General features: G+C 68.5%; 26 protein-coding genes. 9 read left to right on the top strand and 17 right to left on the bottom strand.

Features of this window, described 5'->3' with window-relative positions; all coding sequences use genetic code 11:
- Positions 1–155: 155 nt before the first annotated feature.
- From ABD05_RS01595 to ABD05_RS01585, 3 genes are all read right to left on the bottom strand, one after another.
- The gene (locus ABD05_RS01595) at positions 156–1,436 is read right to left on the bottom strand and encodes an O-antigen ligase family protein (protein WP_047898661.1); all 1,281 of its coding nucleotides are present in this window, start codon (positions 1,434–1,436) and stop codon (positions 156–158) included.
- A gap of 132 nt (positions 1,437–1,568) precedes the next feature.
- Entirely contained in the window at positions 1,569–2,411 is an 843-nt protein-coding gene (locus ABD05_RS01590; RefSeq protein ID WP_047898660.1) for a glycosyltransferase family 2 protein, read from the bottom strand.
- A 128-nt stretch (positions 2,412–2,539) separates the two neighbouring features.
- Positions 2,540–3,292 (bottom strand): glycosyltransferase family 2 protein, encoded by a 753-nt coding sequence (locus ABD05_RS01585; RefSeq protein WP_047898659.1) that lies wholly within the window; start codon positions 3,290–3,292, stop codon positions 2,540–2,542.
- Positions 3,293–3,531: 239 nt separating this feature from the next.
- Between ABD05_RS01585 and msbA the strand changes: the two genes are divergently transcribed.
- Positions 3,532–5,283 (top strand): lipid A export permease/ATP-binding protein MsbA, encoded by a 1,752-nt coding sequence (gene msbA / locus ABD05_RS01580; RefSeq protein WP_047898658.1) that lies wholly within the window; start codon positions 3,532–3,534, stop codon positions 5,281–5,283.
- A gap of 92 nt (positions 5,284–5,375) precedes the next feature.
- Entirely contained in the window at positions 5,376–5,768 is a 393-nt protein-coding gene (locus ABD05_RS01575; protein WP_047898657.1) for an RcnB family protein, read from the top strand.
- A 48-nt stretch (positions 5,769–5,816) separates the two neighbouring features.
- Here ABD05_RS01575 and ABD05_RS01570 read toward each other — a convergent pair whose 3' ends face one another.
- From ABD05_RS01570 to ABD05_RS01560, 3 genes are read right to left on the bottom strand one after another with little or no spacing between them, the layout of a single operon-like run.
- Complete coding sequence (locus tag ABD05_RS01570; protein WP_047898656.1) at positions 5,817–6,383, bottom strand: FUSC family protein; 567 nt, start codon at positions 6,381–6,383, stop codon at positions 5,817–5,819.
- Positions 6,384–6,424: 41 nt separating this feature from the next.
- Positions 6,425–7,693, bottom strand: a complete 1,269-nt coding sequence (locus ABD05_RS01565) for an MFS transporter (protein WP_047898655.1) — start codon at positions 7,691–7,693, stop codon at positions 6,425–6,427.
- The gene (locus ABD05_RS01560; protein WP_047898654.1) at positions 7,690–8,655 is read right to left on the bottom strand and encodes a PRC-barrel domain-containing protein; all 966 of its coding nucleotides are present in this window, start codon (positions 8,653–8,655) and stop codon (positions 7,690–7,692) included. The genes ABD05_RS01565 and ABD05_RS01560 overlap by 4 nt, the downstream gene beginning before the upstream one ends.
- A gap of 186 nt (positions 8,656–8,841) precedes the next feature.
- Here ABD05_RS01560 and ABD05_RS01555 point away from each other — a divergent pair, with 186 nt between their 5' ends.
- On the top strand, positions 8,842–9,045 hold the full coding sequence (locus tag ABD05_RS01555; protein ID WP_047898653.1) for a hypothetical protein: 204 nt from the start codon (positions 8,842–8,844) through the stop codon (positions 9,043–9,045).
- Here ABD05_RS01555 and ABD05_RS01550 read toward each other — a convergent pair.
- The 11 genes from ABD05_RS01550 to upp all read right to left on the bottom strand — a co-directional run bounded on the left by ABD05_RS01550 (position 9,038) and on the right by upp (position 19,081).
- On the bottom strand, positions 9,038–10,267 hold the full coding sequence (locus ABD05_RS01550) for a collagen-like triple helix repeat-containing protein (RefSeq protein ID WP_047898652.1): 1,230 nt from the start codon (positions 10,265–10,267) through the stop codon (positions 9,038–9,040). The two genes, ABD05_RS01555 and ABD05_RS01550, sit on opposite strands and share 8 nt — an antisense overlap.
- Before the next feature lie 483 nt (positions 10,268–10,750).
- A complete protein-coding gene (locus tag ABD05_RS01545) occupies positions 10,751–11,086 on the bottom strand; it encodes a YggL 50S ribosome-binding family protein (RefSeq protein WP_034184839.1) in 336 nt (111 codons plus the stop codon).
- A gap of 126 nt (positions 11,087–11,212) precedes the next feature.
- On the bottom strand, positions 11,213–12,682 hold the full coding sequence (gene rng / locus ABD05_RS01540; RefSeq protein WP_047898651.1) for a ribonuclease G: 1,470 nt from the start codon (positions 12,680–12,682) through the stop codon (positions 11,213–11,215).
- Between the two features lie 7 nt (positions 12,683–12,689).
- Positions 12,690–13,322, bottom strand: a complete 633-nt coding sequence (locus ABD05_RS01535) for a Maf family protein (protein ID WP_047898650.1) — start codon at positions 13,320–13,322, stop codon at positions 12,690–12,692.
- A 51-nt stretch (positions 13,323–13,373) separates the two neighbouring features.
- Positions 13,374–13,844 (bottom strand): 23S rRNA (pseudouridine(1915)-N(3))-methyltransferase RlmH, encoded by a 471-nt coding sequence (gene rlmH / locus ABD05_RS01530; protein WP_006484265.1) that lies wholly within the window; start codon positions 13,842–13,844, stop codon positions 13,374–13,376.
- A gap of 19 nt (positions 13,845–13,863) precedes the next feature.
- On the bottom strand, positions 13,864–14,310 hold the full coding sequence (gene rsfS, locus ABD05_RS01525; protein ID WP_047898649.1) for a ribosome silencing factor: 447 nt from the start codon (positions 14,308–14,310) through the stop codon (positions 13,864–13,866).
- 4 nt (positions 14,311–14,314) lie between these two features.
- Positions 14,315–15,016, bottom strand: a complete 702-nt coding sequence (locus tag ABD05_RS01520) for a nicotinate-nucleotide adenylyltransferase (RefSeq protein ID WP_082146027.1) — start codon at positions 15,014–15,016, stop codon at positions 14,315–14,317.
- A 39-nt stretch (positions 15,017–15,055) separates the two neighbouring features.
- Positions 15,056–15,979 carry an oxygen-dependent coproporphyrinogen oxidase gene (hemF, locus tag ABD05_RS01515; RefSeq protein ID WP_047898648.1) on the bottom strand — a complete coding sequence of 308 codons (924 nt, stop codon included), beginning with the start codon at positions 15,977–15,979 and terminating at the stop codon, positions 15,056–15,058.
- A gap of 118 nt (positions 15,980–16,097) precedes the next feature.
- Positions 16,098–17,378: a phosphoribosylamine--glycine ligase gene (gene purD / locus ABD05_RS01510; protein WP_034184846.1), complete on the bottom strand. Its 1,281-nt coding sequence runs from the start codon at positions 17,376–17,378 to the stop codon at positions 16,098–16,100.
- 104 nt (positions 17,379–17,482) lie between these two features.
- Positions 17,483–18,211 (bottom strand): YebC/PmpR family DNA-binding transcriptional regulator, encoded by a 729-nt coding sequence (locus tag ABD05_RS01505; protein ID WP_047898647.1) that lies wholly within the window; start codon positions 18,209–18,211, stop codon positions 17,483–17,485.
- 219 nt (positions 18,212–18,430) lie between these two features.
- Positions 18,431–19,081, bottom strand: a complete 651-nt coding sequence (upp, locus tag ABD05_RS01500; protein ID WP_047898646.1) for a uracil phosphoribosyltransferase — start codon at positions 19,079–19,081, stop codon at positions 18,431–18,433.
- A gap of 221 nt (positions 19,082–19,302) precedes the next feature.
- Here upp and ABD05_RS01495 point away from each other — a divergent pair, with 221 nt between their 5' ends.
- The 6 genes from ABD05_RS01495 (at position 19,303) to kdpB (ending at position 26,014) form a co-directional block, all read left to right on the top strand.
- On the top strand, positions 19,303–20,082 hold the full coding sequence (locus tag ABD05_RS01495) for an SDR family oxidoreductase (RefSeq protein ID WP_034184849.1): 780 nt from the start codon (positions 19,303–19,305) through the stop codon (positions 20,080–20,082).
- 55 nt (positions 20,083–20,137) lie between these two features.
- Entirely contained in the window at positions 20,138–20,530 is a 393-nt protein-coding gene (locus ABD05_RS01490; protein WP_047898645.1) for a methylglyoxal synthase, read from the top strand.
- Positions 20,531–20,707: 177 nt separating this feature from the next.
- Positions 20,708–21,682, top strand: a complete 975-nt coding sequence (locus ABD05_RS01485) for a quinone oxidoreductase family protein (protein ID WP_047898644.1) — start codon at positions 20,708–20,710, stop codon at positions 21,680–21,682.
- Positions 21,683–21,980: 298 nt separating this feature from the next.
- Positions 21,981–22,073, top strand: a complete 93-nt coding sequence (gene kdpF / locus ABD05_RS01475; protein WP_006752209.1) for a K(+)-transporting ATPase subunit F — start codon at positions 21,981–21,983, stop codon at positions 22,071–22,073.
- Entirely contained in the window at positions 22,070–23,875 is a 1,806-nt protein-coding gene (gene kdpA / locus ABD05_RS01470; RefSeq protein ID WP_047898642.1) for a potassium-transporting ATPase subunit KdpA, read from the top strand. The genes kdpF and kdpA overlap by 4 nt, the downstream gene beginning before the upstream one ends.
- A gap of 54 nt (positions 23,876–23,929) precedes the next feature.
- Positions 23,930–26,014 carry a potassium-transporting ATPase subunit KdpB gene (kdpB, locus tag ABD05_RS01465; RefSeq protein ID WP_047898641.1) on the top strand — a complete coding sequence of 695 codons (2,085 nt, stop codon included), beginning with the start codon at positions 23,930–23,932 and terminating at the stop codon, positions 26,012–26,014.

Raw genomic sequence — 26,014 nt, 5'->3', positions numbered from 1 at the left:
CGACCGACGCGCGGAAGACGCGCGTTTTTTCTTCGCTTTTCGGGGGGCTTGTTTCTCGACGAGCCGCGCTGACGGCGCGCAGCCCGCTCGCTTTGACGGCGGGCCGCCGCGGCCGCCGAAGCTGGAGCCGGCAGCGGGGCGTATGCCGTCGTGCGTTACGCGCTGCGCCGGATCGCCGACGTCTCGCGCGGCAGCGCCTCGCTGCGCTCGCCGCAACCGAGCAGGATGCCTGCCAGCAGCACGATCAGGTGCCCTTCCGCGAAGTCGAGCAGCAGCGAATTCGCGAGACTGCCGATCGTGAAGATCGCGAGCCATGCGAGCAGCAAGTGCCGCGAGCGCGGATCGAGCGTGCGGCTGCCGCGCGCGATCTGCACGATCAGGTTGACGAACAGCAGTACGCCGAGCGAGCCGAGTTGCACGGCCATCAGCAGGTATTCGTTGTGCGGGTTCGACGTGAGCTGGCCCTCGGCGGCCGTCTTGCCGGCCGTGAGCTTCTCGAATTCGAACTCGAGGCCGCCCGCGCCGTAGCCGATCACGGGGCGCTGGCGATACAGCTCGAGCCCCTTCTTGTACCACTCGAGGCGCAGCCCGGTCGACGTGGCCGCATCGCTCTGCCGGTATTGCTGCACTTCCGACACGACTTTCACGAGCCGGCCGTCGTGAACCGTGCACGCGGCGACGACGAGCGCGACACCGGACAGCACGAGCACGCCGGCGGCGAGCCCCGCGCGCAGCGCCGATTGCCGGCGCAGCAACAGCACGAAACGCACGGCGACGACGAGGATCAGCAGCAGCGCGATGACCTGCCCCGTGCGCCCCTGCAGCATCACGAACACGTTGACGAGCGACCACGCGGCAACCCCCGCATAGGCGGCGCGCCACAGCGTCGTGCGGGCCGCCAGGGCCAGATCGGCCGCCTGGTAGAACAGCAGCGCGCCGAACATGCCGGCGGCGATGTGGTTCTTGAACACCCACGCGCGCGACAGCGGCAGTTGGGTCGCGTGCGCGGGCCCGATCGCGGTCAGCCCGAGATAGTTGGTCGTCGACAGCAGCAGGATCACGCACAGCGTGCCGAACCAGCAGCGCCGCACGATCGGCGCCCAGTTCGAATGACGGAACGCGAGCACGGCGAAGGGCAGCAGCAGCAGCTTGTCATACTTGCCGACCCAGCTCCACGCCTTGTTGTGCGGTGCGACCGTATACGCGACGCTGGCGGCCAGCGCGGCGAGGACCAGCAGCGCCGCGAGCGAAGCCGGGTCGGTCACGAACGAGCGAAGATCGCGCCAGAATTCGGGGGAGATCACGAGCGCGACGGCGAACAGCCCGCAGAAGACGTTGGTCAGCGCGGTCGAGACCGGCACCATGCAGAGCGCGGCGACGGCGAATGCGCGGGCAGCGGTCAGGCGCCGCGTGGCGGGAGCGGAAAACGAAAGCATCGGAACCTGTCGAATGGACGAATGCGGCTTGCGGACATCATGCTCGCGCCGCGCGTCCCGGCGGGAGCCTCGGGACGAACGGCGCAGTATACGCGAAGCAGGGCAGGTTTCTGTGTCGTTTTGGGGGGCTGATCAGCTGAATGCGCGCTTGATCCGCGAACGCAGCAGCGCGCGCTTCAGGCGCCCGGCGACAGCCGGCGTGTCGAGTGCGATGCGCGTGCCGGCCGGTTCGCCGCGATGCAGGTAGTAGCGGTCGAACGTGGCCTGGGTCATGCCCCATTTGTTGAGGAACTGGCGGCGGCCGTCGTTCTTGACGATCTTGCCCGTGCTCTTCTGCTGGAAGTGGTAAACGAGGCTGTCGCCGACGCCGAGGAAGATCCGGCAGCCGGCGTCCCAGAATTTCATCGAGAAGTCGTTGTCGCTGCTCATGCCGGGCGACAGCTCGCTGCTGTAGCCGCCGATGCGGTTCCACCAGTCGCGGTGCACGAGCGTCGGCGGCCAGGTCGACCCGAGCCAGTCCGCGCGCGCGAGACGCGGGGTTGCCTCGACGAGGCCCGCGGCGTCGAAATGCTCGGCGTCGCGGCCGAAATTGCTGACGACGACGCACGGGTTGCGCGTGTCGACCGGCTCCACCATTGTGCCCGACAGCATGAAGAGGTCGGTCGGCATCTGTTCGATGCGGCGCACGAGCGCCCTGTCCCAGCCGGGACAGCAGAACATGTCGTCGTTCATGTAGACGACGTAGTCGCGCGTCGCGCGCGCGGCGGCCAGGTTCACTGCATGGCAGATGCCGATGTTGGTCGGCGATGCGGTGTGCTCGATCCCTTCGCTGCGCACCCAGTCGAGCGTGCCGTCCGAGCCGTCGTTCACGTGCACGATGATCTGGTGGTCGTACGCGGAGTGGCGGCGCAAGCTGTCGACGACGAGCTTGAGGTACGGCAGGTTGTTCCAGGTCGGGATGATGATGGAGAACATGGCGGTCGGATTCGGTGGTCGTCGTGGCGGGCGGTGCGCGGTGCAGCCGCTCGGGCGCGCGCGGCGCGGGCAGCCCGGCATTGTAACGCCGGGCCGGCCGCGTACAGGCGGCGTGCAGGAGCGCGCGCTCAGCGCGCCGGTTCGTGGCCGAGCTTCAGGAAGCGGTAATACACGGTTTCGGCGTTGAACACGGCGATCATGAAGCCCGCGCGGCCGTCGAGGAACCCGCGCCGCAGCACGTAGGTGCGCACGAACGCCCAGGCGCCGCGCGCGAGCGCCTTGCCGAAGCCGCCGCGCTGGCCGGCCGCGCGGCGCTGGCGCGCGCCGGCCGTCGAATACGCGTCGAGCTTGCGCACGACGGTTTCGAAGTCTTCGTACGAGTAGTGCAGCAGCTTGCCGGGCAGGCGCTGTGCGGCGGTATCGAACACGAGACGCTCGTGCACGAGATCGTCCGAGAAGCGCGCGGTGCCGCGCCGGAACAGGCGCGGCACCCAGTCCGGATACCAGCCGCTGTGATGGATCCACTGGCCGCAGAAGCTCGACAGCCGGTCGAGCGCATAGACCTGCGCGGCCGGCGCGCGGATCGCGTCGCGGATCGACTGCGCGAGTTCCGGGCTGACGACTTCGTCGGTATCGAGCGACAGGATCCAGTCGGTGCCGAGCGCGTCGAGCGCGCGGTTCTTCTGCGGGCCGAAGCCCGGCCAGTCGCGCTCGACGATCACGCGCGCGCCGTGCGCCTGTGCGATCGCGACCGTATCGTCGGTGCTGCCGCCGTCGATGACGACGACATCGTCGGCGAACGACAGCGCCGCGAGGCACTGGGCGAGCCGCGCGGACGCGTTGAGGGCGATGAGGGCGACGCCGAGGGAGGGTTCAGCCATGAAATCGTCGGAAAGGCGGAGAAAACGGTGAGCGGCAGTATACCCGCGGCCCGGCCGCGGGCCGCCGGCCGCCCGTCGCATCGGCCTTGCCCGTGCCGGCGGGGGCGGTGCAGCTATAATGTTGAGCCCTTTTCGGCACCCGCCCGACAAGGGCGAAATCCCGGGCGGCCACGCGCCGGGCGCCGCATCGCGGCTCAAGAAGGATTGCCTTGGAAACCCAGAACACTCTTCGCAAACCGATGGACGGCAGCGGCACCTCGCCGGTCACGGTCCTCAAGCGCCTGTGGCCGTACATCCGTCCGCTCATTGGCATCGTGGTGCTCGCCGTGATGACGATGGGCGTCGTCGCGGCCACCGAAGCCGGCATTCCTGCGCTGCTCAAGCCGCTTCTCGACCACGGCTTCGGTGTGCACGGCAGCGACAGCGCGAAATGGTACGTGCCGATCGCGGTGATCGGCCTCGCGCTCGTGCGCGGCGTATCGCAGTACGCATCGAATTACCTGCTCAACTACGTATCGAACCGCATCCTGCTGCAACTGCGGCTCGAGATGTTCCAGCGGATGCTCCACACGGGCGCGTCGTTCTTCCAGCGCGAAACCGCGAGCACGGTGATCAATGCGATCGTGTTCGAGGTCAACCAGATCCTGTCGGTGCTGACGGGCGTGATGGTGACGCTCGTGCGCGATTCGCTGACGGTCATCTTCCTGCTCGGCTACCTGTTCTACCTGAACTGGCGGCTCACGCTGATCGTCGCGGTGATCCTGCCCGGCATCGGCTGGCTCGTCAGCAAGATCAACCGCCGCCTGCGCCGCCTGAACCGCGAGCACCAGACGCTGACCAACGAGCTGTCGTACATCGTCGAGGAGACGGTCGGCGGCTACAAGGTCGTCAAGGTGCACAACGGCGAAGCGTACGAGATGGACCGCTTCACCGCGATGAGCAAGCGCCTGCGCGGCTATGCGATGCGGATGACGATCTCGGGCGGTCTCGCCCAGCCGCTCACGCAGTTCCTTGCGTCGATCGCGCTCGCGGTCGTGATCACGATCGCGGTCGTGCAGTCGACCAACGACCAGACGACGGTCGGCGGCTTCGTCGCGTTCGTCACGTCGATGCTGCTGGTGATCTCGCCGCTCAAGCACCTGATCGACGTCAACCAGCCGCTGCAGCGCGGGATGACGGCCGCCGAACTGATCTTCGGGCTGATCGACGAGCCGGCCGAGCCGCAGGGCGGCGGGCGGCCGCTGCCGCATGCGCGCGGCGAAATCGAGTTCCGCAACGTGTCGTTCGACTATGGCGCGACCGAGCGGCCGACGCTCGACCGCATCTCGTTCAAGGTCGCGCCGGGTGAAATGATCGCGCTCGCGGGCCCGTCCGGCAGCGGCAAGACGACGCTCGTGAACCTGCTGCCGCGCTTCTTCGACCCGACGGACGGCGCGATCATGGTCGACGGCGTGGCGGTTTCCGACTACGACCTCCACGCGCTGCGCGGGCAGATGGCGATGGTCAGCCAGGACGTCGTGCTGTTCAACGACACGATCGCCGCGAACGTCGCATACGGGCAGACGCCCGACCGCGCGCGCGTGCAGGCCGCGCTCGAGGCCGCGAACCTCGCCGATGCGGTCGCCGCGATGCCCGACGGGCTCGACACGCTCGTCGGCGGCAACGGGATGCGGCTGTCCGGCGGCCAGCGCCAGCGGCTCGCGATCGCGCGCGCGATCTACAAGGACGCGCCGATCCTGATCCTCGACGAAGCGACGTCGGCGCTCGATTCGGAATCGGAGCGCCACGTGCAGGCCGCGCTCGAACGGCTGATGGAAGGTCGCACGACGCTCGTGATCGCGCACCGGCTGTCGACGATCGAGCGCGCGGACCGCATCCTCGTGCTCGAGGCCGGCAAGATCGTCGAAGAGGGCAGCCACGACGAACTGCTGCGCCACGGCGGCCTCTACGCGCACCTGCACCGGATCCAGTACCAGCAGCAGGCGGCTTGACGCACGTTCCGTTCGCGTCAGACCGGTGTGCTAGTCTTCATCGGGCGGGCCCAGTCGTTTCGCACCACGTGACAACACGGAGGGAAGGCACGATGAAGAAGATGCACAGCATGATGCTGGCCGCGCTGATCGCGGCAGGTTGCGCCGCGCCGGCCGCGATGGCGCAGGATCACGACAACTACGACAAGCACGATAACCACGGTGGTCACGGCATGCACCGCGGCCACGGCCCGAAACACATGCCGCCCGGCCAGGCGATGCACCGCGAGGACGACGTGCCGCCGCGCTGGGCTGACCAGCCGCGCCGCGACTGGCACAAGGGCGACCGGTTGCCCGACGAATTCCGCGACCGCCAGTACGTGATCGACGACTGGCGCGGCTACCATCTGAGCCCGCCGCCGCGCGGTTATCAGTGGGTCGGCGTGGGCGGCGATCACCTGCTCGTGCAGATCGGCTCGGGCATCGTGCTGCAGATCGGCCAGTAACGTTTCCCGCCGTTTATCCTGTTGCCGGGCGCGCGCCCGGCAACCGCGTCACTTTGCCGCCGCGCGGCGGAACCAGCGCCGCTCGATTCTCGACATCGCCCAGCACACGCCCAGCGCACACACGGTACCGAGCGTCACCTCGCCGAGCCGCATCAGCGGAATGTCCCACAGCGGGCCGTTGCCCGGAAACAGCAGCACGATCGTCGCGGTCACGCCGCCGAGCCGTGCCGCGCTGCCGACGTTCAGGCACCAGCAGCAGACGATCGTGAGCGCGACCGCGAGCGCATAGGCGACGAGGCGATCGCCGCCGAGCGCGGCGCCCGCGAAGCCGAGCACGCCGCCGATCATCGCGCCGATGAACTGGTCGCGGGACAGCGACATCGTGTCCGAGTAGTTGTGCTGCGTGACGGCGATCGCGGTGACCGCCGCCCACACGGCCTGCTCGGTGTGCAGCGCACGCCCGATCGTGTACGCGAGGCACGCGCCGCAGACGGCCTGGATGGCCATCAGCACGCCTTGCACGAAACGCTCGCTGAAGGTCAGCCCCTTGAACAGATCGAAGATCGACTGCTGGATCTGCTGGCGGGCTTCGTTGAGTGTCCTGATCGTATCCATCGTGAGTCGGCCAAGAAGCGGGTAACGGCGGCGCGCTGCGCTCAGTGCGCCTGTTTGGGCGACGCGGCGGCCGGCTCGTCGGCCGCTGCGTCGCCGTTCTCGACGCGCGTTTCGGGCATCACGAGCCAGACCAGCAGCACCGCGAGCGCACCCGCGCCCGCGAGCCCGAAGAAGCTGACCGCGTTGCCGAAGTGATCGGCGACGTAGCCGGCCGCGGCCGTGCTGAGCGTCGCGCCGATCCCGGCCGCGAGCCCGAACAGCCCGATACACAGGTTATAGCGGCCCTTGCCGCCCGCGACGTCGGCCGCGATCAGCGGCAGCATCACGCCGAACACGGCGGCGCTGATGCCGTCGAGCATCTGTACCGGCACGAGCAGGTACGGGCTGCTCACGCCGGCGAACAGCAGCGCGCGCACCGGCAGCGCGGAGAAGCCGAGCAGCAGGATCGGCCGGCGCCCCCAGCGTTGCGCGGAGCGGCCGACCCATGGCGACAGCATCGCGACGATCGCCTGCGGCACGATGATGCACGCGGCGATCACGAGCTGCACGTTCTCGCCCATCCCGGCCGTGACTTCGCCGGCCGCGAGGTTGAGCATCGCCGCGTTCGACAGGTGGAACAGCACGACGCACGCCGCGAAGATCAGCATCCGGCGGTCGCGCAGCAGTTCGAGCAGCGTTTCGCGTTCGCCGGCTTCGTCGTGAGTGCCGTGATCGTCGGGCTTCGACGATTGCGGGATCACCTCGTGCGTCGGCTGGATCATCGCGAGCGCGAACAGCGCGGGCAGCGCCAGCACCGCGGTCAGCCAGAACACCGCGCGCGCGGAGAAGTATTCGCCGGTGAGCCCCATCAGGCCCGCTGCGACCGCGCTGCCGATCGATGCCCAGCGTGCGTTGCGGCCGAGCCGGTCGCCGAGGTCCGCGCGGCCGACGAGCGAGAACGAGATCGCGGCCATCGCCGGCACGAGCATGCAGCTCGCGAAACCGTGGAACACCTCGGCGGCGATCACCGGCACGATCGTCGGGCTCGACGCGAGCAGCACCGCGGACAGGATGATGGCCGCGATCGCCCACGCGGCCGCGCCCTTCTTGTTCTTCAGCGCATCGACGGCCGCGCCGCCCGGCACCTGGCTGACCATCGCGCTGATCGTGCCGATCGACAGCACCATGCCGATCTCGCCCTGCGTCCACTTGTGCGACGCGAGGTAGGACGCGATGAACGGACCGAACCCTGTTTGAACGTTTGCAACGAAGAAGTTGAGCCAGTCGAGGGACCGGAGACTGCGTACGCTGACGGAATGCTTGATCGTCATCGGGTGGCACTCGCAGACGAAGCCGGCACGGGGGCGGCAGGGGGCGGCGAGACCGCGACGATCGGCTTGTCGGCCGCGTAGGGCGGCGACGCCTTGATCTGCGCGTCGTTCAGGTCGAGTTGCGGATGCAGCGCCTTGTCGCGCGTGACGAAGCGCAGCGCGGCCCAGTTCGCGGCGATCGAGCGGCGGTCGGTATTGACGAGCCCGCCGAGGTCGAGCACGACGGCCTGCGGTTGCGCGGCGCGGTCGATCAGCACGTCGACGATGCGGCCGATCTTCGTGCCGTTCGGGCGCTCGACATCGCTGTCGAGCATCGGCAGCCGCGTCGCGGGCGACGCCGCGGCGGAGCCCGACAGCGGCACGGCCTTCGGCCGCGCGGCCGGTGGCAGGTCACCCGACGGCACGTCGAGCACGATCGGCTCCTGTTTGCCGCCCGGCGTGAAGCGGAACACGTTCCACGGGAAGATGACCTTGCGGTCGCCGACGCCCATGAAGCCCTGCAGGTTGACGATCATCTCGTGCGGCTTGCCGCTCGCGTCGGTGACCATGTCGACCGCGCGGCCGATCACCTTGCCGTTGCGGCGCGCGACTTCGCTGTCGAGCAGCGCATGGATCTGGGTGCGGTCGAGCACGCGCGTCGCGACGAGCGGCGCGGGCGGCGGGGGCGGCGGCGTAGGCGTTTCCGGGCGCTGCACGGGCTTCGGGCGCGTCACCTCGCGATGCGGCTTCTTCGGCGCTTCCGGTTCTTCCGGCTGCGTCGGCGCCGGCACGGGCGGCATCGTCAGCGGCTCGCCGGCGGTTTCCTCGACGGGTTCGACGAGCGCCTCGCTGATCGGCGCGGGCGGATTCTGGACCGGCAGCAGCCCGCAGCCGGACAGCAGCACGGCGGCGGCGAGAATCGGGAAGACCGTCGACGACGGAAACGACTTGCGGGATGCGGGAAACGGAAGTCCGCCGCTCATTGACACTCACTCCATGGGTCGGGGGCGGCCCGAGGGCACGCGGCTGGCGATGGATGGCGGGTGCGGGCGGCGCACCACGCGAGGTGAGAGTTTAACGTGTCTTGCTTTCAGGACCGATTTCGATGGCCGATTGGAGGCGGACTGTCGGGAAAAGGAAGGGATCGGAGGCGGGGCCGGGGATGCCGAATGACGGTTGACGATGCGGCTGAGGCCGAGGCCGAGGCCGAGGTTGAGGTTGAGGTTGAGGTTGAGGCTGCGGCTGAGGCTGAGGCTGAGGCTGAGGCTGAGGCTGAGGCTGAGGCTGAGGCTGAGGCTGAGGCTGAGGCTGAGGCTGAGGCGCCCGACCGTCGACGACGATGCGGGCGCCGCGCGAGCCGGCGGCTTATTTGACCAGCGCGCCGAGCGTCGTCGTCACGGGCGCGAGCACGCCGCCGCCCGTCTTCGAGATTGCGCCGGTGCTGCCCGTCAACCCCGCGACGGGCGAGCCGCCGGCCGCACCCGACACTGCTCCCGTCACGGTGCCGACCGCCGACGTGAGCGCGCCAGCCGGGTTGCTGCCGCCCGTCGCGCCACCGAGCGCGCCCGTCGACAGGAGCCCCGTGACCGGCGCGAGCGGATTCGTCGCGGCGCCGCCACCGCCGAGCAGCGTCGTGCCCGCGGTCGCTACCGTGTTGCCGGTCGCCGTCACGACGTTGCCGACGCCGGTCGTCACCGGATTGCCGCCGGTTTTCGCGATCGTCGTGCCGGCGTTCGCGACGCCGTTGCCGATCGTCGTCACGAGGTTCGTGAGCGGCGCGCCGAGCGGCGTGCTCGACGCGACGGTCTGCGTGACCGACCCGACCGTCGACGTGATCGGCGTGATCGCCGAGCTGGCGGCGCCCGTGACCTGCGCGACGGGGCCGGTCGACAACTGCGTGCCGAGCGTCGCGCCGCCGCCCGCGATCGTATTGCCGAGCGTCGTGATCGCGCCGCCGACGGGCGACGTGACGGGCGCGAGCGGTGCCAGCGCCGACCCGCTGGCGCCGAGACTCGACACGACGCCGCCCGTCGCGGCGACCGCGTTGCCGAGGTTCGTGGCCACGCCGCCCGTGCTCGCGACCGTCGTGCCGACCGGATTCGACGACGCGCCGAGCTGGCCGAGCCCGGACCCGACGCCGTTGCCGAGCGTCGTGACGGCCGCGCCGGCGTCCTGCACGACGGTGCCGAGCCCCTGTGTGGTCGCCGCGTTCGTGCCCGGCAGCGACTGGCCGGCGATCGCCGTGCCGACGCCGGATACGGCGCCGCCCGCGGCCGTCACGATATTGCTCGACGTATCGATCGTCTGGCCGAGCGCATTGGCCGAGGTGCCGGTGCCCGAGGTGCCGCCGGAGCCGCTGCCGGTGCCGCCGACGGTCGAGCCGCTCCCCGACCCGCTGCCGGAGCCGTTGCCCGTGCCGTTGCCCGTGCTCGTGCCGCCGGTCGCGGCCGTCGTATTGCCCGAACCCGATCCGCCGCCGGTGCCCTGGCTCAGCGAGCCGGAGCCGCCGCACGCGGACAGCGACATCAGCGCCGCAACGCCCGCCGCGACCATGATCATTCGGAGTCCTGCTCGATGGGTGTTCGGCGTGTTCATGTCGTCCTCGTATCGATTGAAGGGTTGGGTCAGGCGGCCTTCGCGTGCGCCGACGTGTCGTCGCTACGGTGGGGAAGCGGTCGGCGCATCGTTGGTTGTCTCCCTGATCGACCTGTCGCCGTGTCGCCTTTTCGCCTGTACCGGAAGCCGGAACACCTGTCGGGCGGGCGGTTTGCATTCTTTCGTATTGCTTGCCGATCGCGCCGGAAAACACCGGATTCCTGGCGATCAGAGTAGGTCCGCCGGTGTGAGACGTCCTTTAACGATCGTTAAATTGAAGTAAACGTCCGATTCACTGCCGGAATCGGGGTAATCACGGTCGACGCGGCGCGAATCGCGTGAGTCGGTGCCGGTCGCGCGGGTGTCGGGCGACGGGGAAGGGAGGGAGAGCGGGAGAGGAGGCGGTGCACGCAGGCGCCGGCCCGGCCCGCCGTCATGGCGGGCCGGCGCGGGCGCTGCCCGATGCAGGGCGAAGCCGGAAAGTCAGGCGTCCGGATACCACGCGTCGGTGAATTCGCTGACCTTGACGTCGGTCAGTTCCGGCCGTGCGGCCAGCCAGCCGCGCACGATCTCGCGATCGGCGTCGGTCGTCGTGCCGCGCGGCGCGCCGGAGATCACGTACGCGCCGATACCTTCGTCCGCGGACGCAACGGTCAGCAGCCCGTTCGCTTCGACGAAGTCGATGAACGCGTCGATCAGTTCGCCGCGTTCGAGGTCGGTCATCTCGTTGCGGTAATGCGCGGTCGCGTTGAACGCGAGTTCCTGGAATTCGCCGATGTGGAGTTTCTTGCGCTGGCGGCGGTTGTGGCCTTGGCTCATGGTGCGTGATGAATACGAAAAGGGTAAATGAAAGGGCGGCGGCGGGCGCTGGCGCGGGATGCGCGAGCGGCCCGGGCGCCGCATCGAAGCGCCGCGCGGCGATGCCGGCGGCGGATGGGCGGAACCTTACATCAGCACGATATCGTACTGCTCCTGGCTCAGGTTCGATTCGACCTGCAGCGACACCGGCTTGCCGATGAAGTCGATCAGCATCGCGAGATGCTGCGACTCCTCGTCGAGGAACAGGTCGATTACCTGCTGCGCGGCGATCACGCGGAATTCGCGCGGGTTGAACTGCCGCGATTCGCGCAGGATCTCGCGCAGGATGTCGTAGCACACGGTGCGCGACGTCTTCACCTGGCCCTTGCCCTGGCAGGTCGGGCACGGCTCGCACAGCACGTGCGCGAGCGATTCGCGCGTGCGCTTGCGCGTCATCTCGACGAGCCCGAGCTGCGAGAAGGTATTGACCGTCACGCGCGTGCGGTCGCGCGACAGCGCCTTCTTCAGCTCGGACAGCACCGCGTCGCGATGCTCGGCGTTCTCCATGTCGATGAAGTCGATGATGATGATCCCGCCGAGGTTGCGCAGCCGCAGTTGCCGCGCGATCGTGTGCGCGGCCTCGAGGTTGGTCTTGAAGATCGTGTCGTCGAAGTTGCGTGCGCCGACGTAGCCGCCGGTGTTCACGTCGATCGTCGTCATCGCTTCGGTCTGGTCGATCATCAGGTAACCGCCCGACTTCAGGTCGACGCGGCGCGACAGCGCACGCTGGATCTCCGTCTCGATGTTGTACAGGTCGAACAGCGGCCGCTCGCCCGTGTAGTGGTGCAGCTTCGGGCTCACGGCCGGCGTGAACTCGGACGCGAATTCGGAGAGGCGCTGGTACGTCTCGCGCGAATCGACCTGGATGCGCGTCGTGTCGTCGTTCGCGAAATCGCGCAGCACGCGCTGCGCGAGATCGAGATCCTGGTACAGCAGGCTCGTCGCCGGCAGCCGCTGCGCAAGCCCTACGATCGTCGCCCACGTCTTGCGCAGGTACGTGACGTCGCCGGCCAGTTCGTCGGAGGTCGCATCCTCGGCGATCGTGCGCACGATGTAGCCGCCTTTCTCGTCCGGCGGGATCACGGCCGTCAGGCGCGCGCGCACGGCCTCGCGCTCGGCCTCGCTCTCGATCTTCTGCGAGATGCCGATATGCGGCTCCTGCGGCAGGTAGACGAGCGTGCGGCCCGCGATGCTGACCTGCGTCGACAGCCGCGCGCCCTTCGTGCCGATCGGATCCTTGATCACCTGGACCATCAGCGTCTGGCCTTCGAACACGGTCTTCTCGATCGGCTGGTGCGGCGTGTTCGATTGCGACTCGCCGGCGAGGCGCGGATGCCAGATGTCGGCGACGTGCAGGAATGCCGCGCGCTCGAGGCCGATGTCGATGAACGCCGACTGCATGCCGGGCAGCACGCGCACGACCTTGCCGAGATAGATGTTGCCGACCCGCCCGCGCGACAGCGTGCGCTCGACGTGAAGCTCCTGCACCGCGCCTTGCTGGACGAGTGCGACCCGCGTTTCCTGCGGCGTGAGGTTGATCAGGATTTCTTCGTTCATGGCGGGCTCAGAAGGCGACACGCGCGGCGCGCAACAGCGCCGCGGTCTCAAAAAGGGGCAGACCCATGATACCCGAATGGGAACCGTCGATCCGCTCGATGAATTCGGCCGCGCGCCCCTGGATCGCGTACGCGCCGGCCTTGCCGAACGGCTCGCCCGTTTCGACGTAGCGCGCGTATGCGTCGCGCGATGCCGCCGCGAAGCGCACCGACGAGCGCGACAGCGCGGGCGGCAGCAGTTCGCCGCCGGCATCGATCACGGCGACGGCGGTCAGCACCGCGTGTTCGCGGCCCGCGAGGCGCGTCAGCATCGTGAGTGCGTCGTCGGCGTCCGCGGGCTTGCCGAGGATCGCGCCGTCGATCGTGACGGTTGTATCGGCAACCAGCACCGGCGCGGCCGGCTTGCCGCTCGCGACGAGGCGCGCACGTGCGGCTTCGGCCTTCGCGACGGTCACGCGCCGCACGTATGCATCGGCGGCTTCGCCGGGCAGTTCGGCTTCGAGCGCCTCGGCGTCCTCGTCGGGGCGCGGCAGCAGCAGCTCGAAGCGTACGCCGATCTGCTGCAGCAGCTCCTGGCGGCGCGGGCTTTGCGAAGCGAGGTAAAGAGTCGGGAAAAGCGCGGGGGACGTGCTGGACGGCATGGTGTCGTTATCTCGGTGAGCGCGCGCGGCGCGCGTCTCGAGGACGACACGTCATGCGCGGTGGTAGGGGTGATTCTGCGTGATGCTCCACGCCCGGTAAAGCTGTTCGGCGAGCAGCACGCGCACCATCCCGTGCGGCAGCGTCATGCTCGAGATGCGCAGCAGCACGTCGGCGCGTGCTTTCAGTTCCGGATCGAGCCCGTCGGCGCCGCCGATCACGAACGCGACGTCGCGGCCGTCCTGCTGCCAGCCGGGCAGCGCCTGCGCGAGTTGCATCGTGGTCCAGTCGCGGCCGCGCTCGTCGAGCGCGACGAGGCGCGCGCCCTTCGGCAGCGCGGCCTCGATCTTCTGCCGCTCGGCCGCCATCACGCTTTCGGCGCTACGGCCGCCCGAACGCAGTTCGGGCTTGATCTCGCGCAGCTCGATGCGCAGTTCGGGCGGCATCCGCTTCGTGTATTCGTCGAAGCCGGATGCGATCCAGCCCGGCATCTTGTGGCCGACCGCGAGGATGAAAAGCTTCATCGGGACGATTCGTAACGACTTAACGGCGGCGGGCGGCCGTCTTGCGCGCCGGGCGGGCCGGTGCTTCTTCCTCGTCGTCCTCGTCTTCGCTTGCGGTGGCGAATCCGTTCTGGCCCTTGCCGCCGCCGAGCTTCATCCGTACAGGCTTGTCGCCCCAGATTTCCTCGAGGTTGTAGTACTGGCGCAGGGCCGGCTGCAGGATGTGCACGATCGCGTCGCCGCAGTCGACGAGCACCCATTCGCCGGTTTCCTCTCCCTCGGAGCTGACGATGTCGCCGCCGGCTTCCTTGACCTTGTCGCGCACGCTCGATGCGAGGGCCTTGGTCTGGCGGTTGGAGGTGCCCGATGCGACGACCACGCGGTCGAACAGTTCGGTCAGGTGGCTGGTGTTGAACACCTTGATGTCTTGCGCCTTGACGTCTTCGAGGGCGTCGACGATCACGCGCTGCAGTTTGCGAATATCCATGGAATCAGGTGTGGTAGAGGCGATGTTGAAGAATATAGGCCCATACGGCGGCCGGCACATGCTCGGCCGACGCGTCGGGCATTTGCGCATGGCGCGCGATGCATTCGCGCAAGTGCGCGCGGATGTCGGTCGCGGCGATGTCGAACGCGAGGGTCGTGTCGATCAGCAGGTGGCCGGCCGGCGTGGCCTTCAGCACGTCGGCGCCGGCCTGCCGTGCGGTGATTTCCTGCGCGACGTCCGGCGACGCCGCGCCGAGCTCGAAGCCCGGACGCGTCGACGCGCAGATGTGCGCGTAGTCGAACAGCTTGCGCCAGTCGCGCCACGTATCGAGGCGCACGAGCTGGTCGGCGCCGATCAGCAGCGACAGCGACGCGTCGGGGCCGACCCGCTCGCGCCAGCGCGCGAGCGTGTCGACCGTGTAGGTCGGGCCGGCGTGCTCGATCTCGTCGGTCGCGACGGTCACTGTCACGCCCGGCAGCACGAGCGAATCCGCGGCCGCGCGCGTCATCGCGAGCCGATGCTCGGCGGCCGACACGTCGCGTTTCTGGTACGGCTGCCCGGCGGGCAGCAGCACGAGCTCGGTCAGGCCGAGCAGCTCGGCGAACCGGCGCGCGAGCGCGAGATGGCCGTCGTGGATCGGGTCGAAAGTACCGCCCAGCAAGCCGATACGACGCGGCAGCGGGGCGGGGCGGGCGGTGGTGTTCAGAAAGCGCGTCCTTTTCTTGGGGCAGCGGGGTGCGCGGGCTCAGACCCAGTCGCGCGGCACGATGAAGTCGCTGTACAGGCGCGCTTCGGGCGTTCCCGGTTCGGGCTGCCAGTTGTAGCGCCAGTTCGCGACCGGCGGCATCGACATCAGGATCGACTCGGTCCGGCCGCCGCTTTGCAGGCCGAACAGCGTGCCGCGGTCGAACACGAGGTTGAATTCGACGTAGCGGCCGCGGCGATAGGCCTGGAAATCGCGCTCGCGCTCGCCGTACGGCAGGTCGGCGCGGCGCTCGACGATCGGCAGGTAGGCCTGCAGGAACGCATCGCCGACGCTTTGCATCAGGTCAAACGAGCGTTCGAAACCGGGTTCGGAGAAATCGTCGAAGAAGATCCCGCCGACGCCGCGCATCTCGTTGCGGTGCTTCAGGAAGAAATACTCGTCGCACCATTTCTTGAAGCGCGGGTAGAGTTCGGCGCCGAACGGGTCGAGCGCATCCTTGCAGGTCTGGTGGAAATGCCGCGCGTCGTCCTCGAAACCGTAAACCGGTGTCAGATCCATGCCGCCGCCGAACCAGAACACGGGCTCCTCGCCCGGTTTCGTCGCGATCAGCATCCGCACGTTCATGTGCACGGTCGGGCAGTACGGATTGCGCGGGTGCAGCACGAGCGACACGCCGAGCGCCTCGAAGCCGCGGCCCGCGAGCTGCGGGCGCGCCGCGCTCGCCGACGGCGGCAGCGCGTCGCCCGCGACGTCCGAAAAGCCGATTCCCGCGCGTTCGAACACGCGGCCGCCTTCCAGAATCCGCGTGCAGCCGCCGCCGCGCAGGCGTTCGGCCGGCCCGCGCTGCCAGGCGTCGGTCGCGAGCGGCGTGCCGTCGAGCGCGCCGAGCGCGTCGGCGATGCGTGTCTGCAGGCCCTGGAGGTACGTGCGCACGCGTGCCACGTCGTAGGTTGAATCGGTCATGTCTGGACTGGGTGCCCCCGCTTGAAGCGGCGGCCGTAAAAAAGGCATCTGCCGGGCATTCTATCGAACCCCGGCAGAGGAGCGGGCGCGCCGCGTTGCGGCGCGCCCGACGCGATCGTCACACGCTCTTGCGGTTGAGCGCGCGGAAACCGATGTCGCGGCGGTACTGCATGCCTTCGAAATTGATCTGGTTGATCGTGTCGTACGCATGCTGCTGCGCTTCGCGCACCGAATCGGCGAGGCCGACCACGCACAGCACGCGGCCGCCGGACGTCACGAGCTTGTCGCCGTCGCCGAGCGTCGTGCCCGCATGGAACGTGACGGCCTGTTCGGTCTCGGCCGGGATCCCGTTGATGCGGTCGCCCTTGCGCGGCGCGTCCGGATAACCGTGCGCGGCCAGCACGACGCCGAGCGCGGTGCGGCGGTCCCAGTCGAGCTCGACCGTATCGAGCGTGCCTGCGATCGCCTGCTCGACGACCTTCGAGAAATCGCTCTTCAGGCGCGCCATGATCGGCTGCGTTTCCGGGTCGCCCATCCGGCAGTTGAACTCGAGCGTGCGCGGATTGCCTTCCTTGTCGATCATCAGGCCCGCATACAGGAAGCCCGTGAAGCGGATGCCGTCCTTCTCCATCCCGCGCACGGTCGGCATGATGATCTCGCGCATCACGCGTGCGTGCATCTGCGGCGTGACGATCGGCGCGGGCGAATACGCGCCCATGCCGCCGGTGTTCGGGCCGCGGTCCTCGTCGAGCAGGCGCTTGTGGTCCTGGCTGGAAGCCAGCGCCAGCGCGTGCTTGCCGTCGACCATCACGATGAAGCTCGCTTCCTCGCCGTCGAGGAATTCCTCGATCACGACGCGCGCGCCGGCATCGCCGAGCTTGTTGCCGGACAGCATCATGTCGACGGCAGCGTGTGCCTCTTCGAGCGTCATCGCGACGACGACGCCCTTGCCGGCCGCGAGGCCGTCGGCCTTCACGACGATCGGCGCACCCTTCGCGTCGATGTACGCGTGGGCCGCGGCCGCATCGGAGAAGGTTTCGTAATCGGCCGTCGGGATGCCGTGACGCTTCATGAACGCCTTCGCGAAATCCTTCGAGCTTTCGAGCTGCGCGGCTTCGCGGGTCGGGCCGAACACTTTCAGGCCGCGCGCGCGGAACAGGTTGACGATGCCGGCCGCGAGCGGTGCTTCCGGCCCGACGAGCGTGAACGCGACGCCTTCGCTTTCCGCGAAATCGGCGAGTTCGTCGAGCGACGTGATGTCGACGTTCTTCAGGCGCTCGTCCTGCGCCGTGCCGCCATTGCCGGGTGCGACGTAGACCATCTGGACGCGCGGCGACTGCGCGAGCTTCCACGCCAGCGCATGTTCGCGGCCGCCGGAACCGACGACGAGTAGTTTCATGGGATTCCCCGCAGACTAGAAAACAGGGCGGCCGGCACGCTCAGGCGCGCCGGCCGCGGATTCGGTCGAGCCGCCGTCGCGACAGGAGCACGGCGGCCGGCATCTCATTCCTCGATGATGACGGCGTTCGTGTACACGTCCTGCACGTCGTCGAGGTTCTCGAGCGCGTCCAGGAGCTTCTGCATCTTCGCCGCGTCGTCGCCGGTGAATTCGACTTCGTTCTGCGGCTTCATCGTCACTTCGGCGAGTTCGGCCTTGAAGCCCGCGGCTTCGAGCGCGTCCTTCACCTTCGAGAATTCCTGCCAGTCGCACAGCACTTCGATCGAGCCGTCGTCGTTCGTGTTCACGTCGTTCGCGCCGGCTTCGAGCGCGGCTTCCATCAGCGCGTCTTCCGACGTGCCGGGCGCGAACAGGAACTGGCCGATGTGATCGAACATGAACGCGACCGAGCCGTCGGTGCCCATGTTGCCGCCGAACTTCGAGAATGCGTGGCGGACTTCCGCGACCGTGCGGGTGCGGTTGTCGGTCAGCGTGTCGACGATGATCGCCGCGCCGCTGATGCCGTAGCCTTCGTAACGGATTTCCTCGTAGTTCGCGCCGTCCGCGCCGCCGACGCCGCGATCGATCGCGCGCTTGACGTTGTCCTTCGGCATGTTCGCGTCGGCCGCCTTGTCGACCGCGAGACGCAGGCGCGGGTTCGAGCTGACGTCGCCGCCGCCGAGGCGGGCCGCGACCTGGATTTCCTTGATCAGGCGGGTCCAGATCTTGCCGCGCTTCGCGTCGGCCGCTGCCTTCTTATGCTTGATGTTGGCCCATTTCGAATGACCAGCCATACCTTTCTCCGTGCCCGGGCGCGCTGCGCGGGCGATTGTGCAATGTGTCGTTGAATCGGCGGCCGTTTCGGCGGGCATGAAGCCGCGGGGCCGCGCGTGTCGAGTGGATCGAGATTTTATCACGCGGCGACCGCCGGATCGGGGCCGCCGCGCATGGCCGAACGGCCGGGCAGGCCGCCGCGGGATACCCGACGGCGCGCCGCGCGGCCGCGCAGGGCGTCAGTTCTTGGTGCCGAACAGGCGGTCGCCCGCGTCGCCGAGGCCCGGCACGATGTACGCGTGCTCGTTCAGGTGCGAGTCGAGCGACGCCACATACAGCTTGACGTCCGGGTGCGCGTCCTGGAACACCTGCACGCCCTCGGGTGCGGCGACGAGCGCGACGAACATGATGTTCGCGGCCGGCACGTTGCGGCGCATGAGCACGTCGACCGCGTGCACGGCCGAATAACCGGTCGCGACCATCGGGTCGCACAGGATGAAGATGCGATCCTCGAGGTCGGGCAGGCGTACGAGATATTCGACCGGGCGGTGGTCCTCGGCGCGGTATACGCCGATGTGGCCGACGCGCGCGGACGGGACCAGGTCGAGCAGGCCGTCCGACATCCCGATGCCCGCGCGCAGCACGGGCACGATCGCGAGCTTCTTGCCCGCGATCACGGGCGCGTCGACCTCGACGAGCGGGGTTTCGACCCGTCGGGTCGTGATCGGCAGGTTGCGGGTGATCTCATAGCCCATCAGCAGCGTGATCTCGCGCAGCAGCTCGCGGAACGTGCGCGTGGACGTGTCCTTGTCGCGCATGTGGGTGAGCTTGTGCTGGATCAGCGGGTGATCGAGGATGAAGAGATTCGGGAAACGGCTGTCCTGTTTCATGACGGGGGCGCCTTGGCGGCAAAAGGGGAACGGGGCGACGGCGGGCGCAAGGCGGCCGTCGCTTATGGCCGCAATTTTACCAAGGCGCGTCGCATGATCCGGATATTATCGACGTCTCACGACAATCCGCGCGCCGCGCCCGCCCGTTCGCCCGCCCACCGGCGCGAAACGGGGCCGCACCGGGGGCCGCATCGGCGCGCGTCGCCACCAGGGAATCGACGATGGATCTCGGCATCGCAGGAAAGACCGCGCTCGTGTGCGCGGCAAGCAAGGGCCTCGGGCGCGGCTGCGCGGAAGCGCTGGCCGCCGAGGGCGTGAACCTCGTGATCGTCGCGCGCACGCGCGACACGCTCGAAGCCACCGCCGACGCGATCCGCGCGGCGTCCGGCGTGTCGGTCACGGCGGTCGCGTGCGACATCACGACACCCGACGGGCGCGCGGCCGCGCTCGCCGCGTGCCCGCAGCCGGACATTCTCGTGAACAATGCGGGCGGCCCGCCGCCGGGCGACTTCCGCGACTTCTCGCACGACGACTGGATCCGTGCGCTCGAGTCGAACATGCTGACGCCGATCGAGCTGATCCGCGCGACCATCGACGGGATGATCGCGCGCGGCTTCGGCCGGATCGTCAACATCACGAGTTCGGCCGTGAAGGCGCCGATCGACGTGCTCGCGCTGTCGAACGGCGCGCGCTCGGGGCTGACCGGCTTCGTCGCGGGGCTGTCGCGCAAGGTCGCCGGCCAGGGCGTGACGATCAACAGCCTGCTGCCGGGGCTGTTCGACACCGACCGGATCGCGACGACGCTCGCCGCGTCGGCGCAGGCGCAGGGCGTGACGGTCGACGAAATGCGCGCGCGGCGCACGAAGGACATCCCGGCCGGCCGGCTCGGCACGCGCGAGGAATTCGGCGCGGCGTGCGCGTTCCTGTGCAGCGTCCATGCCGGCTATATCACCGGGCAGAACTGGCTGCTCGACGGCGGCGCATATCCGGGCACGTTCTGACGCGCGCCCGCCAAATCACGATCACGACAACAACCGAACGACGAAGGAACCGGAGATGAGCAAACCCCGCATCGCACTGATTGCGCACGACGCGAAGAAGGACGAGATCGTCGCACTCGCGGGTCAATTCCGCGCGACGCTCGCGCAATGCCGGCTGGTCGCGACGGGCACGACGGGCGGCCGCATCGCGGCCGCGCACGGGCTGGAGGTCGAGTGCAAGCTGTCGGGGCCGCTCGGCGGCGACCTGCAGATCGGCGCGGAACTGGCCGACGGCCGCGTCGACATCGTCGTGTTCCTGCGCGACCCGATGACCTCGCAGCCGCACGATCCCGACATCACCGCGCTGGTGCGCGCGTGCGACGTGCACGACGTGCCGGTCGCGACCAACGTCGCGACCGCGCGGATGCTGCTCGACGATCTGGCGCGGAACATGCAGGACGTTTGCTAGGCGTTGGCCGCGCCCGATTGCCCCTGCTGACGGCAGGGCCATGCACGGACGGCGGCGACGCGCGAGAATCGTGCGTCGCGACGCACGCCTGCCGGCCGATTCCCGCATGAATCGGCCGGCCCGCGCATCGGCGACCCGGATTTTTCCCTGACCGATTGACAGACGAGGAGCGAAACGATGCCGAAAGCAATCCGATACGACCAGCCGGGCGGCCCGGACGTGATGAAGTGGGTCGATGTCGAGGTCGGCGAGCCGAAGGCGGGCGAAGTCCGCATCCGGCAGCATGCGGTCGGGCTCAACTACATCGACGTGTATTTCCGCACGGGCCTCTATCCGCAGCCGCTGCCCGGCGGCCTCGGGATGGAGGCGGCGGGCGAGGTGACGGCCGTCGGCGACGGCGTGACGGCGCTCAAGGTCGGCGACCGCGTCGCATACGTCGGGCAGCCTCCCGGCGCGTATGCGCAGGAGCGCGTGATGCCGGCCGAGCGGCTCGTGAAGCTGCCGGACGGCATCAGCTACGACGATGCGGCGTCGGTGATGCTGCAGGGCCTGACCGCGCACTACCTGCTGCGCCGCACGTACCGGGTGAAGGCCGGCGACACGATCCTGATCCACGCGGCGGCCGGCGGCGTCGGCCTGCTCGTGTGCCAGTGGGCGAAGGCGCTCGGCGCGACCGTGATCGGCACGGTCGGCTCCGACGAGAAAGCCGAGCTGGCGAAGGCGCACGGCTGCGACCATCCTGTCGTCTATACGCGCGAGAACTTCACGCAGCGCGTGAAGGAGATCACGAACGGCGCGGGCGTGCCGGTCGTCTACGATTCGATCGGCAAGGACACCTACATCGGCTCGCTAGACAGCCTCGCGCCGCTCGGGCTGTTCGTCAGCTTCGGCAATGCGTCGGGCCCGCTGCCGCCGATCGACTCGAAGGAGTTCTCGTCGCGCGGCTCGCTGTTCTTCACGCGCCCGACGCTGTTCTCGTACATCGCGAAGCGCGCCGATCTCGAAGCCGCCGCCGCCGAGCTGTTCGACGTGCTGCTGTCGGGCAAGGTGAAGACGAGCATCAACCAGCGCTACCCGCTCGCGGAAGTCGGCCGCGCGCATGAAGATCTCGAAGCGCGCAAGACCACCGGCTCGACGATCCTCGTTCCCTGACCTTCCCCTCGTGCCGGCGCGATGCCGGCACGCGCCTTCGCGGGCGGTGCTGCGGCGCCGCCCGTCCTGTCTCCGCTTTTCTCCCGTCTCGCGTTTACACGTTTTTTACATCCGCCCCGATACCTTTGACCCGTCCTTTACGTGCGTTCCCATAAGGTTCTAGTCGTCTCACTTCGACGACGGAGAACACAAAAATGGATGGGGTATTTATCGGCGCCCTGATGCTTTTCACCGCGCTGATCCTCGGTTTGATCGCCGGTTGCGAGAAGCTCGTGCAATACGGTCGCGGGGGGCGAGCATGACCTGGATGCTTTGGCTGGCGGGCGCATCGACGGCCCTGCTGTTCGCGTATCTCGTCTTTGCGCTGCTGCGCGCGGAGGACATCGAATGAACGCGAACAACCTGTTGCAGGCGCTGCTCTTCATCGTCGTGCTGCTGGCGGCGGCCGTACCGGTCGCCCGCTACCTGACGGCCGTGATGGACGGCAGCTCGCGTGTCGTGCGCGTGTTCGGGCCGCTCGAACGCGTGCTGTACCGCATCGCCGGCGTCGACGCCGGCAGCGAGATGAACTGGAAGCAGTACGCGATCGCGACGATCGCGTTCAACGCGCTCGGCGCCTTGTTCCTGTATGGCCTGCTGCGGCTGCAGGGCTTCCTGCCCGGCAACCCGCAGCAGTTCGGCGCGATGACGGTCGACGGCGCATTCAATACGGCCGTCAGCTTCGTCACCAACACGAACTGGCAGGACTACACGCCCGAGCAGACCGTCAGCTACCTGACGCAGATGCTTGGCCTGACCGTGCAGAACTTCCTGTCGGCGGCGACCGGCATCGTCGTCGTGATCGCGCTGATCCGCGGCTTCGCGCGTCATACCGCGCAGACGATCGGCAACTTCTGGGTCGACCTCGCGCGCGTGACGATGTATGTGCTCGTGCCGATGTCGGTGATCATCGCCGCGCTGCTGATGAGCCAGGGCGTGATCCAGAACATGAAGGCGTACGAGGACGTGCCGGTGCTGCAGGCAAGCACCTATGCGGCGCCGAAGCTCGACGCGCAGGGCAACCCGGTGAAGGACGACAAGGGCAACCCGGTGACGGTGCCGACCCCGCTCACGAAGCAGACGCTCGCGATGGGCCCGGTCGCGTCGCAGGAAGCGATCAAGATGCTCGGCACCAACGGCGGCGGCTTCTTCAACGCGAACTCCGCGCATCCGTACGAAAACCCGACGCCGTTCGCGAACTTCATCCAGATCTTCGCGATCCTGATCATCCCGGCCGCGCTGTGCCTCGTGTTCGGCCGCGTGATCGGCGACCGCCGGCAGGGCATCGCCGTGCTCGCGGCGATGACGGTCGCGTTCGTGATCGCGATCGGAGCAGAGGTGAGCGCCGAGCAGGGCGGCAACCCGACGCTCGCCGCGCTGCACGTCGACCAGTCGGCGAGCGCGCTGCAGCCGGGCGGCAACATGGAAGGCAAGGAAACGCGCTTCGGGATCGCGCAGACCGGCATCTTCACGGTCGCGACGACGGCCGCGTCGTGCGGCGCGGTCGACACGATGCACGATTCGCTGACGCCGCTCGGCGGCCTCGTGCCGATGCTGCTGATGCAGCTCGGCGAGGTGATCTACGGCGGGGTCGGCTCGGGCCTCTACGGGATGCTCGTGTTCGCGCTGCTCGCGGTGTTCGTCGCCGGCCTGATGATCGGCCGCACGCCGGAATACGTCGGCAAGAAGATCGAGTCGTACGAGATGAAGATGGTGTCGATCGTCGTCCTGCTCACGCCGCTGCTCGTGCTGGTCGGCACGTCGATCGCGGTGCTCGCCGATGCAGGCAAGGCCGGCATCGCGAACCCGGGCCCGCACGGCTTCTCGGAAATCCTGTACGCGTTCAGCTCGGCCGCAAACAACAACGGCAGCGCGTTCGCGGGCCTGACGGTCGGCACGCCGTTCTACAACTGGATGACCGCGATCGCGATGTGGTTCGGCCGCTTCGGCACGATCGTGCCGGTGCTGGCGATCGCCGGCTCGCTCGCCGCGAAGAAGCGCATCGCGGCGACGAGCGGCACGCTGCCGACGCACGGTCCGCTGTTCGTCGTGCTGCTGCTCGGCACCGTGCTGCTGGTGGGCGCGCTGACCTACGTGCCGGCGCTTGCGCTCGGCCCTGGCGTCGAGCACCTGATGATGTGGCTGGGCGCGTAATGCGCGCCCGCATGGCGACACATTGAAAAGACTGAAGAGATTGAAGAGATCGCAATGACTCAACATTCCGCAACACGGTCCATGTTCGATCCGGCGCTGCTGCGCCCGGCGATCGTGGACTCGTTCAAGAAACTCACGCCGCGCACGCAGTTCCGCAACCCGGTGATGTTCTGCGTGTACGTCGGCAGCATCCTGACCACGATCCTGTGGATCGCGGCGCTCTCCGGCCAGGCCGAGGCGCCGTCGGGCTTCATCCTCGCGATCGCGCTGTGGCTGTGGTTCACGGTGCTGTTCGCGAACTTCGCCGAAGCGCTCGCCGAAGGTCGCTCGAAGGCGCAGGCCGCATCGCTGCGCAGCGCGAAGAAAGACGTGATGGCGAAGAAGCTCAACGAGCCGCATCCGAAGTCGCCGATCCGCATCACGACCGCAACCGAGCTGCGCAAGGGCGACGTCGTGCTCGTCGAGGCCGGCGACGTGATCCCGGCAGACGGCGAGGTCGTCGACGGCGTCGCGTCCGTCGACGAATCGGCGATCACCGGCGAATCCGCGCCGGTGATCCGCGAATCGGGCGGCGACTTCTCGTCGGTGACGGGCGGCACGCGCGTGCTGTCCGACTGGATCGTCGTGAAGGTCACCGCGAACCCCGGCGAGGCGTTCCTCGACCGGATGATCGCGATGGTCGAAGGCGCGAAGCGCAAGAAGACGCCGAACGAGATCGCGCTGACGATCCTGCTCGTCGCGCTGACGATCGTGATGCTGCTCGCGACCGCGACGCTGCTGCCGTTCTCGATGTTCTCGGTCGAGGCGATGAAGGCCGGTCACGTGGTGACGATCACCGCGCTCGTCGCGCTGCTCGTGTGCCTGATCCCGACGACGATCGGCGGCCTGCTGTCCGCGATCGGCGTGGCGGGGATGAGCCGGATGATGCAGGCGAACGTGATCGCGACGTCGGGCCGCGCGGTGGAAGCGGCCGGCGACGTCGACGTGCTGCTGCTCGACAAGACCGGCACGATCACGCTCGGCAACCGCCAGGCATCGACGTTCGTGCCCGCGCCGGGCGTGACCGAGGAAGCGCTGGCCGATGCCGCGCAACTGTCGTCGCTCGCCGACGAAACGCCGGAAGGCCGCAGCATCGTGGTGCTCGCGAAGGAACGCTTCAACATTCGCCAGCGCGACATGGCGCAGCTTCATGCGACGTTCATCGGCTTCTCCGCGCAGACGCGGATGAGCGGCGTCGACCTGCCCGGCCGCGAGATCCGCAAGGGCGCGGCCGACGCGATCCGCCGCTACGTCGAGACGCACGGCAGCCGCTTCCCGGAAGAAGTGCGCCGCGCGGTCGACGAGGTCGCGCGCCGCGGCAGCACGCCGCTCGTCGTGGCCGACCTGCATGAAGGGGCGGCGCGCGTACTCGGCGTGATCGAGCTGAAGGACATCGTGAAGGGCGGCATCAAGGAGCGCTTCGCGGAACTGCGCAAGATGGGCATCAAGACCGTGATGGTGACGGGCGACAACCGGCTGACGGCCGCGGCGATCGCGGCGGAAGCGGGCGTCGACGATTTCCTCGCGGAAGCGACGCCGGAAACCAAGCTCGCGACGATCCGCGAGCATCAGGCGGCCGGCCGGCTCGTCGCGATGACAGGCGACGGCACCAACGACGCGCCGGCGCTCGCGCAGGCCGACGTGGCGGTCGCGATGAACACGGGCACGCAGGCCGCGAAGGAAGCGGGCAACATGGTCGACCTCGACTCGAACCCGACGAAGCTGATCGAGATCGTCGAGATCGGCAAGCAGATGCTGATGACGCGCGGCTCGCTGACGACGTTCTCGATCGCGAACGATATCGCGAAGTACTTCGCGATCATCCCGGCCGCGTTCGTGACGACGTATCCGCAACTGCGCGTGCTCGACATCATGCACCTGACGTCGCCGGCGTCCGCGATCCTGTCGGCGGTGATCTTCAACGCGCTGATCATCGTCGCGCTGATCCCGCTCGCGCTGAAGGGCGTCACGTACCGGCCGCTCGGCGCCGCGTCGCTGCTGCGCCGCAACCTGCTGGTCTACGGTCTCGGCGGCGTGCTGCTGCCGTTCCCGTTCATCAAGCTGATCGACATGACGCTCGCCGCACTCGGCTGGGCCTGA

It is taken from the genome of Burkholderia pyrrocinia (genome assembly GCF_001028665.1).
In the GTDB taxonomy this organism is placed as follows: domain Bacteria; phylum Pseudomonadota; class Gammaproteobacteria; order Burkholderiales; family Burkholderiaceae; genus Burkholderia; species Burkholderia pyrrocinia.
Note: the sequence above shows the minus strand (reverse complement) of the source record. Positions and strands in the feature narration are given on the sequence as shown.

Excerpts from the sequence above, each read along its gene's own strand:
- upp (WP_047898646.1), bottom strand. The coding sequence starts at position 19,081 with ATGAAACAGGACAGCCGTTTCCCGAATCTCTTCATCCTCGATCACCCG.
- ABD05_RS01565 (WP_047898655.1), bottom strand. The coding sequence starts at position 7,693 with ATGACGATCAAGCATTCCGTCAGCGTACGCAGTCTCCGGTCCCTCGAC.
- ABD05_RS01575 (WP_047898657.1), top strand. The coding sequence starts at position 5,376 with ATGAAGAAGATGCACAGCATGATGCTGGCCGCGCTGATCGCGGCAGGT.
- rlmH (WP_006484265.1), bottom strand. The coding sequence starts at position 13,844 with ATGAAGCTTTTCATCCTCGCGGTCGGCCACAAGATGCCGGGCTGGATC.
- kdpA (WP_047898642.1), top strand. The coding sequence starts at position 22,070 with ATGAACGCGAACAACCTGTTGCAGGCGCTGCTCTTCATCGTCGTGCTG.
- ABD05_RS01560 (WP_047898654.1), bottom strand. The coding sequence starts at position 8,655 with ATGAGCGGCGGACTTCCGTTTCCCGCATCCCGCAAGTCGTTTCCGTCG.
- ABD05_RS01505 (WP_047898647.1), bottom strand. The coding sequence starts at position 18,211 with ATGGCTGGTCATTCGAAATGGGCCAACATCAAGCATAAGAAGGCAGCG.
- kdpB (WP_047898641.1), top strand. The coding sequence starts at position 23,930 with ATGACTCAACATTCCGCAACACGGTCCATGTTCGATCCGGCGCTGCTG.
- ABD05_RS01555 (WP_047898653.1), top strand. The coding sequence starts at position 8,842 with ATGACGGTTGACGATGCGGCTGAGGCCGAGGCCGAGGCCGAGGTTGAG.
- ABD05_RS01485 (WP_047898644.1), top strand. The coding sequence starts at position 20,708 with ATGCCGAAAGCAATCCGATACGACCAGCCGGGCGGCCCGGACGTGATG.
- ABD05_RS01590 (WP_047898660.1), bottom strand. The coding sequence starts at position 2,411 with ATGTTCTCCATCATCATCCCGACCTGGAACAACCTGCCGTACCTCAAG.
- rng (WP_047898651.1), bottom strand. The coding sequence starts at position 12,682 with ATGAACGAAGAAATCCTGATCAACCTCACGCCGCAGGAAACGCGGGTC.
- ABD05_RS01585 (WP_047898659.1), bottom strand. The coding sequence starts at position 3,292 with ATGGCTGAACCCTCCCTCGGCGTCGCCCTCATCGCCCTCAACGCGTCC.
- ABD05_RS01545 (WP_034184839.1), bottom strand. The coding sequence starts at position 11,086 with ATGAGCCAAGGCCACAACCGCCGCCAGCGCAAGAAACTCCACATCGGC.
- ABD05_RS01550 (WP_047898652.1), bottom strand. The coding sequence starts at position 10,267 with ATGAACACGCCGAACACCCATCGAGCAGGACTCCGAATGATCATGGTC.
- rsfS (WP_047898649.1), bottom strand. The coding sequence starts at position 14,310 with ATGGATATTCGCAAACTGCAGCGCGTGATCGTCGACGCCCTCGAAGAC.
- purD (WP_034184846.1), bottom strand. The coding sequence starts at position 17,378 with ATGAAACTACTCGTCGTCGGTTCCGGCGGCCGCGAACATGCGCTGGCG.
- ABD05_RS01495 (WP_034184849.1), top strand. The coding sequence starts at position 19,303 with ATGGATCTCGGCATCGCAGGAAAGACCGCGCTCGTGTGCGCGGCAAGC.
- kdpF (WP_006752209.1), top strand. The coding sequence starts at position 21,981 with ATGACCTGGATGCTTTGGCTGGCGGGCGCATCGACGGCCCTGCTGTTC.
- hemF (WP_047898648.1), bottom strand. The coding sequence starts at position 15,979 with ATGACCGATTCAACCTACGACGTGGCACGCGTGCGCACGTACCTCCAG.
- ABD05_RS01595 (WP_047898661.1), bottom strand. The coding sequence starts at position 1,436 with ATGCTTTCGTTTTCCGCTCCCGCCACGCGGCGCCTGACCGCTGCCCGC.
- ABD05_RS01535 (WP_047898650.1), bottom strand. The coding sequence starts at position 13,322 with ATGCCGTCCAGCACGTCCCCCGCGCTTTTCCCGACTCTTTACCTCGCT.
- ABD05_RS01490 (WP_047898645.1), top strand. The coding sequence starts at position 20,138 with ATGAGCAAACCCCGCATCGCACTGATTGCGCACGACGCGAAGAAGGAC.
- ABD05_RS01570 (WP_047898656.1), bottom strand. The coding sequence starts at position 6,383 with ATGGATACGATCAGGACACTCAACGAAGCCCGCCAGCAGATCCAGCAG.
- msbA (WP_047898658.1), top strand. The coding sequence starts at position 3,532 with ATGGACGGCAGCGGCACCTCGCCGGTCACGGTCCTCAAGCGCCTGTGG.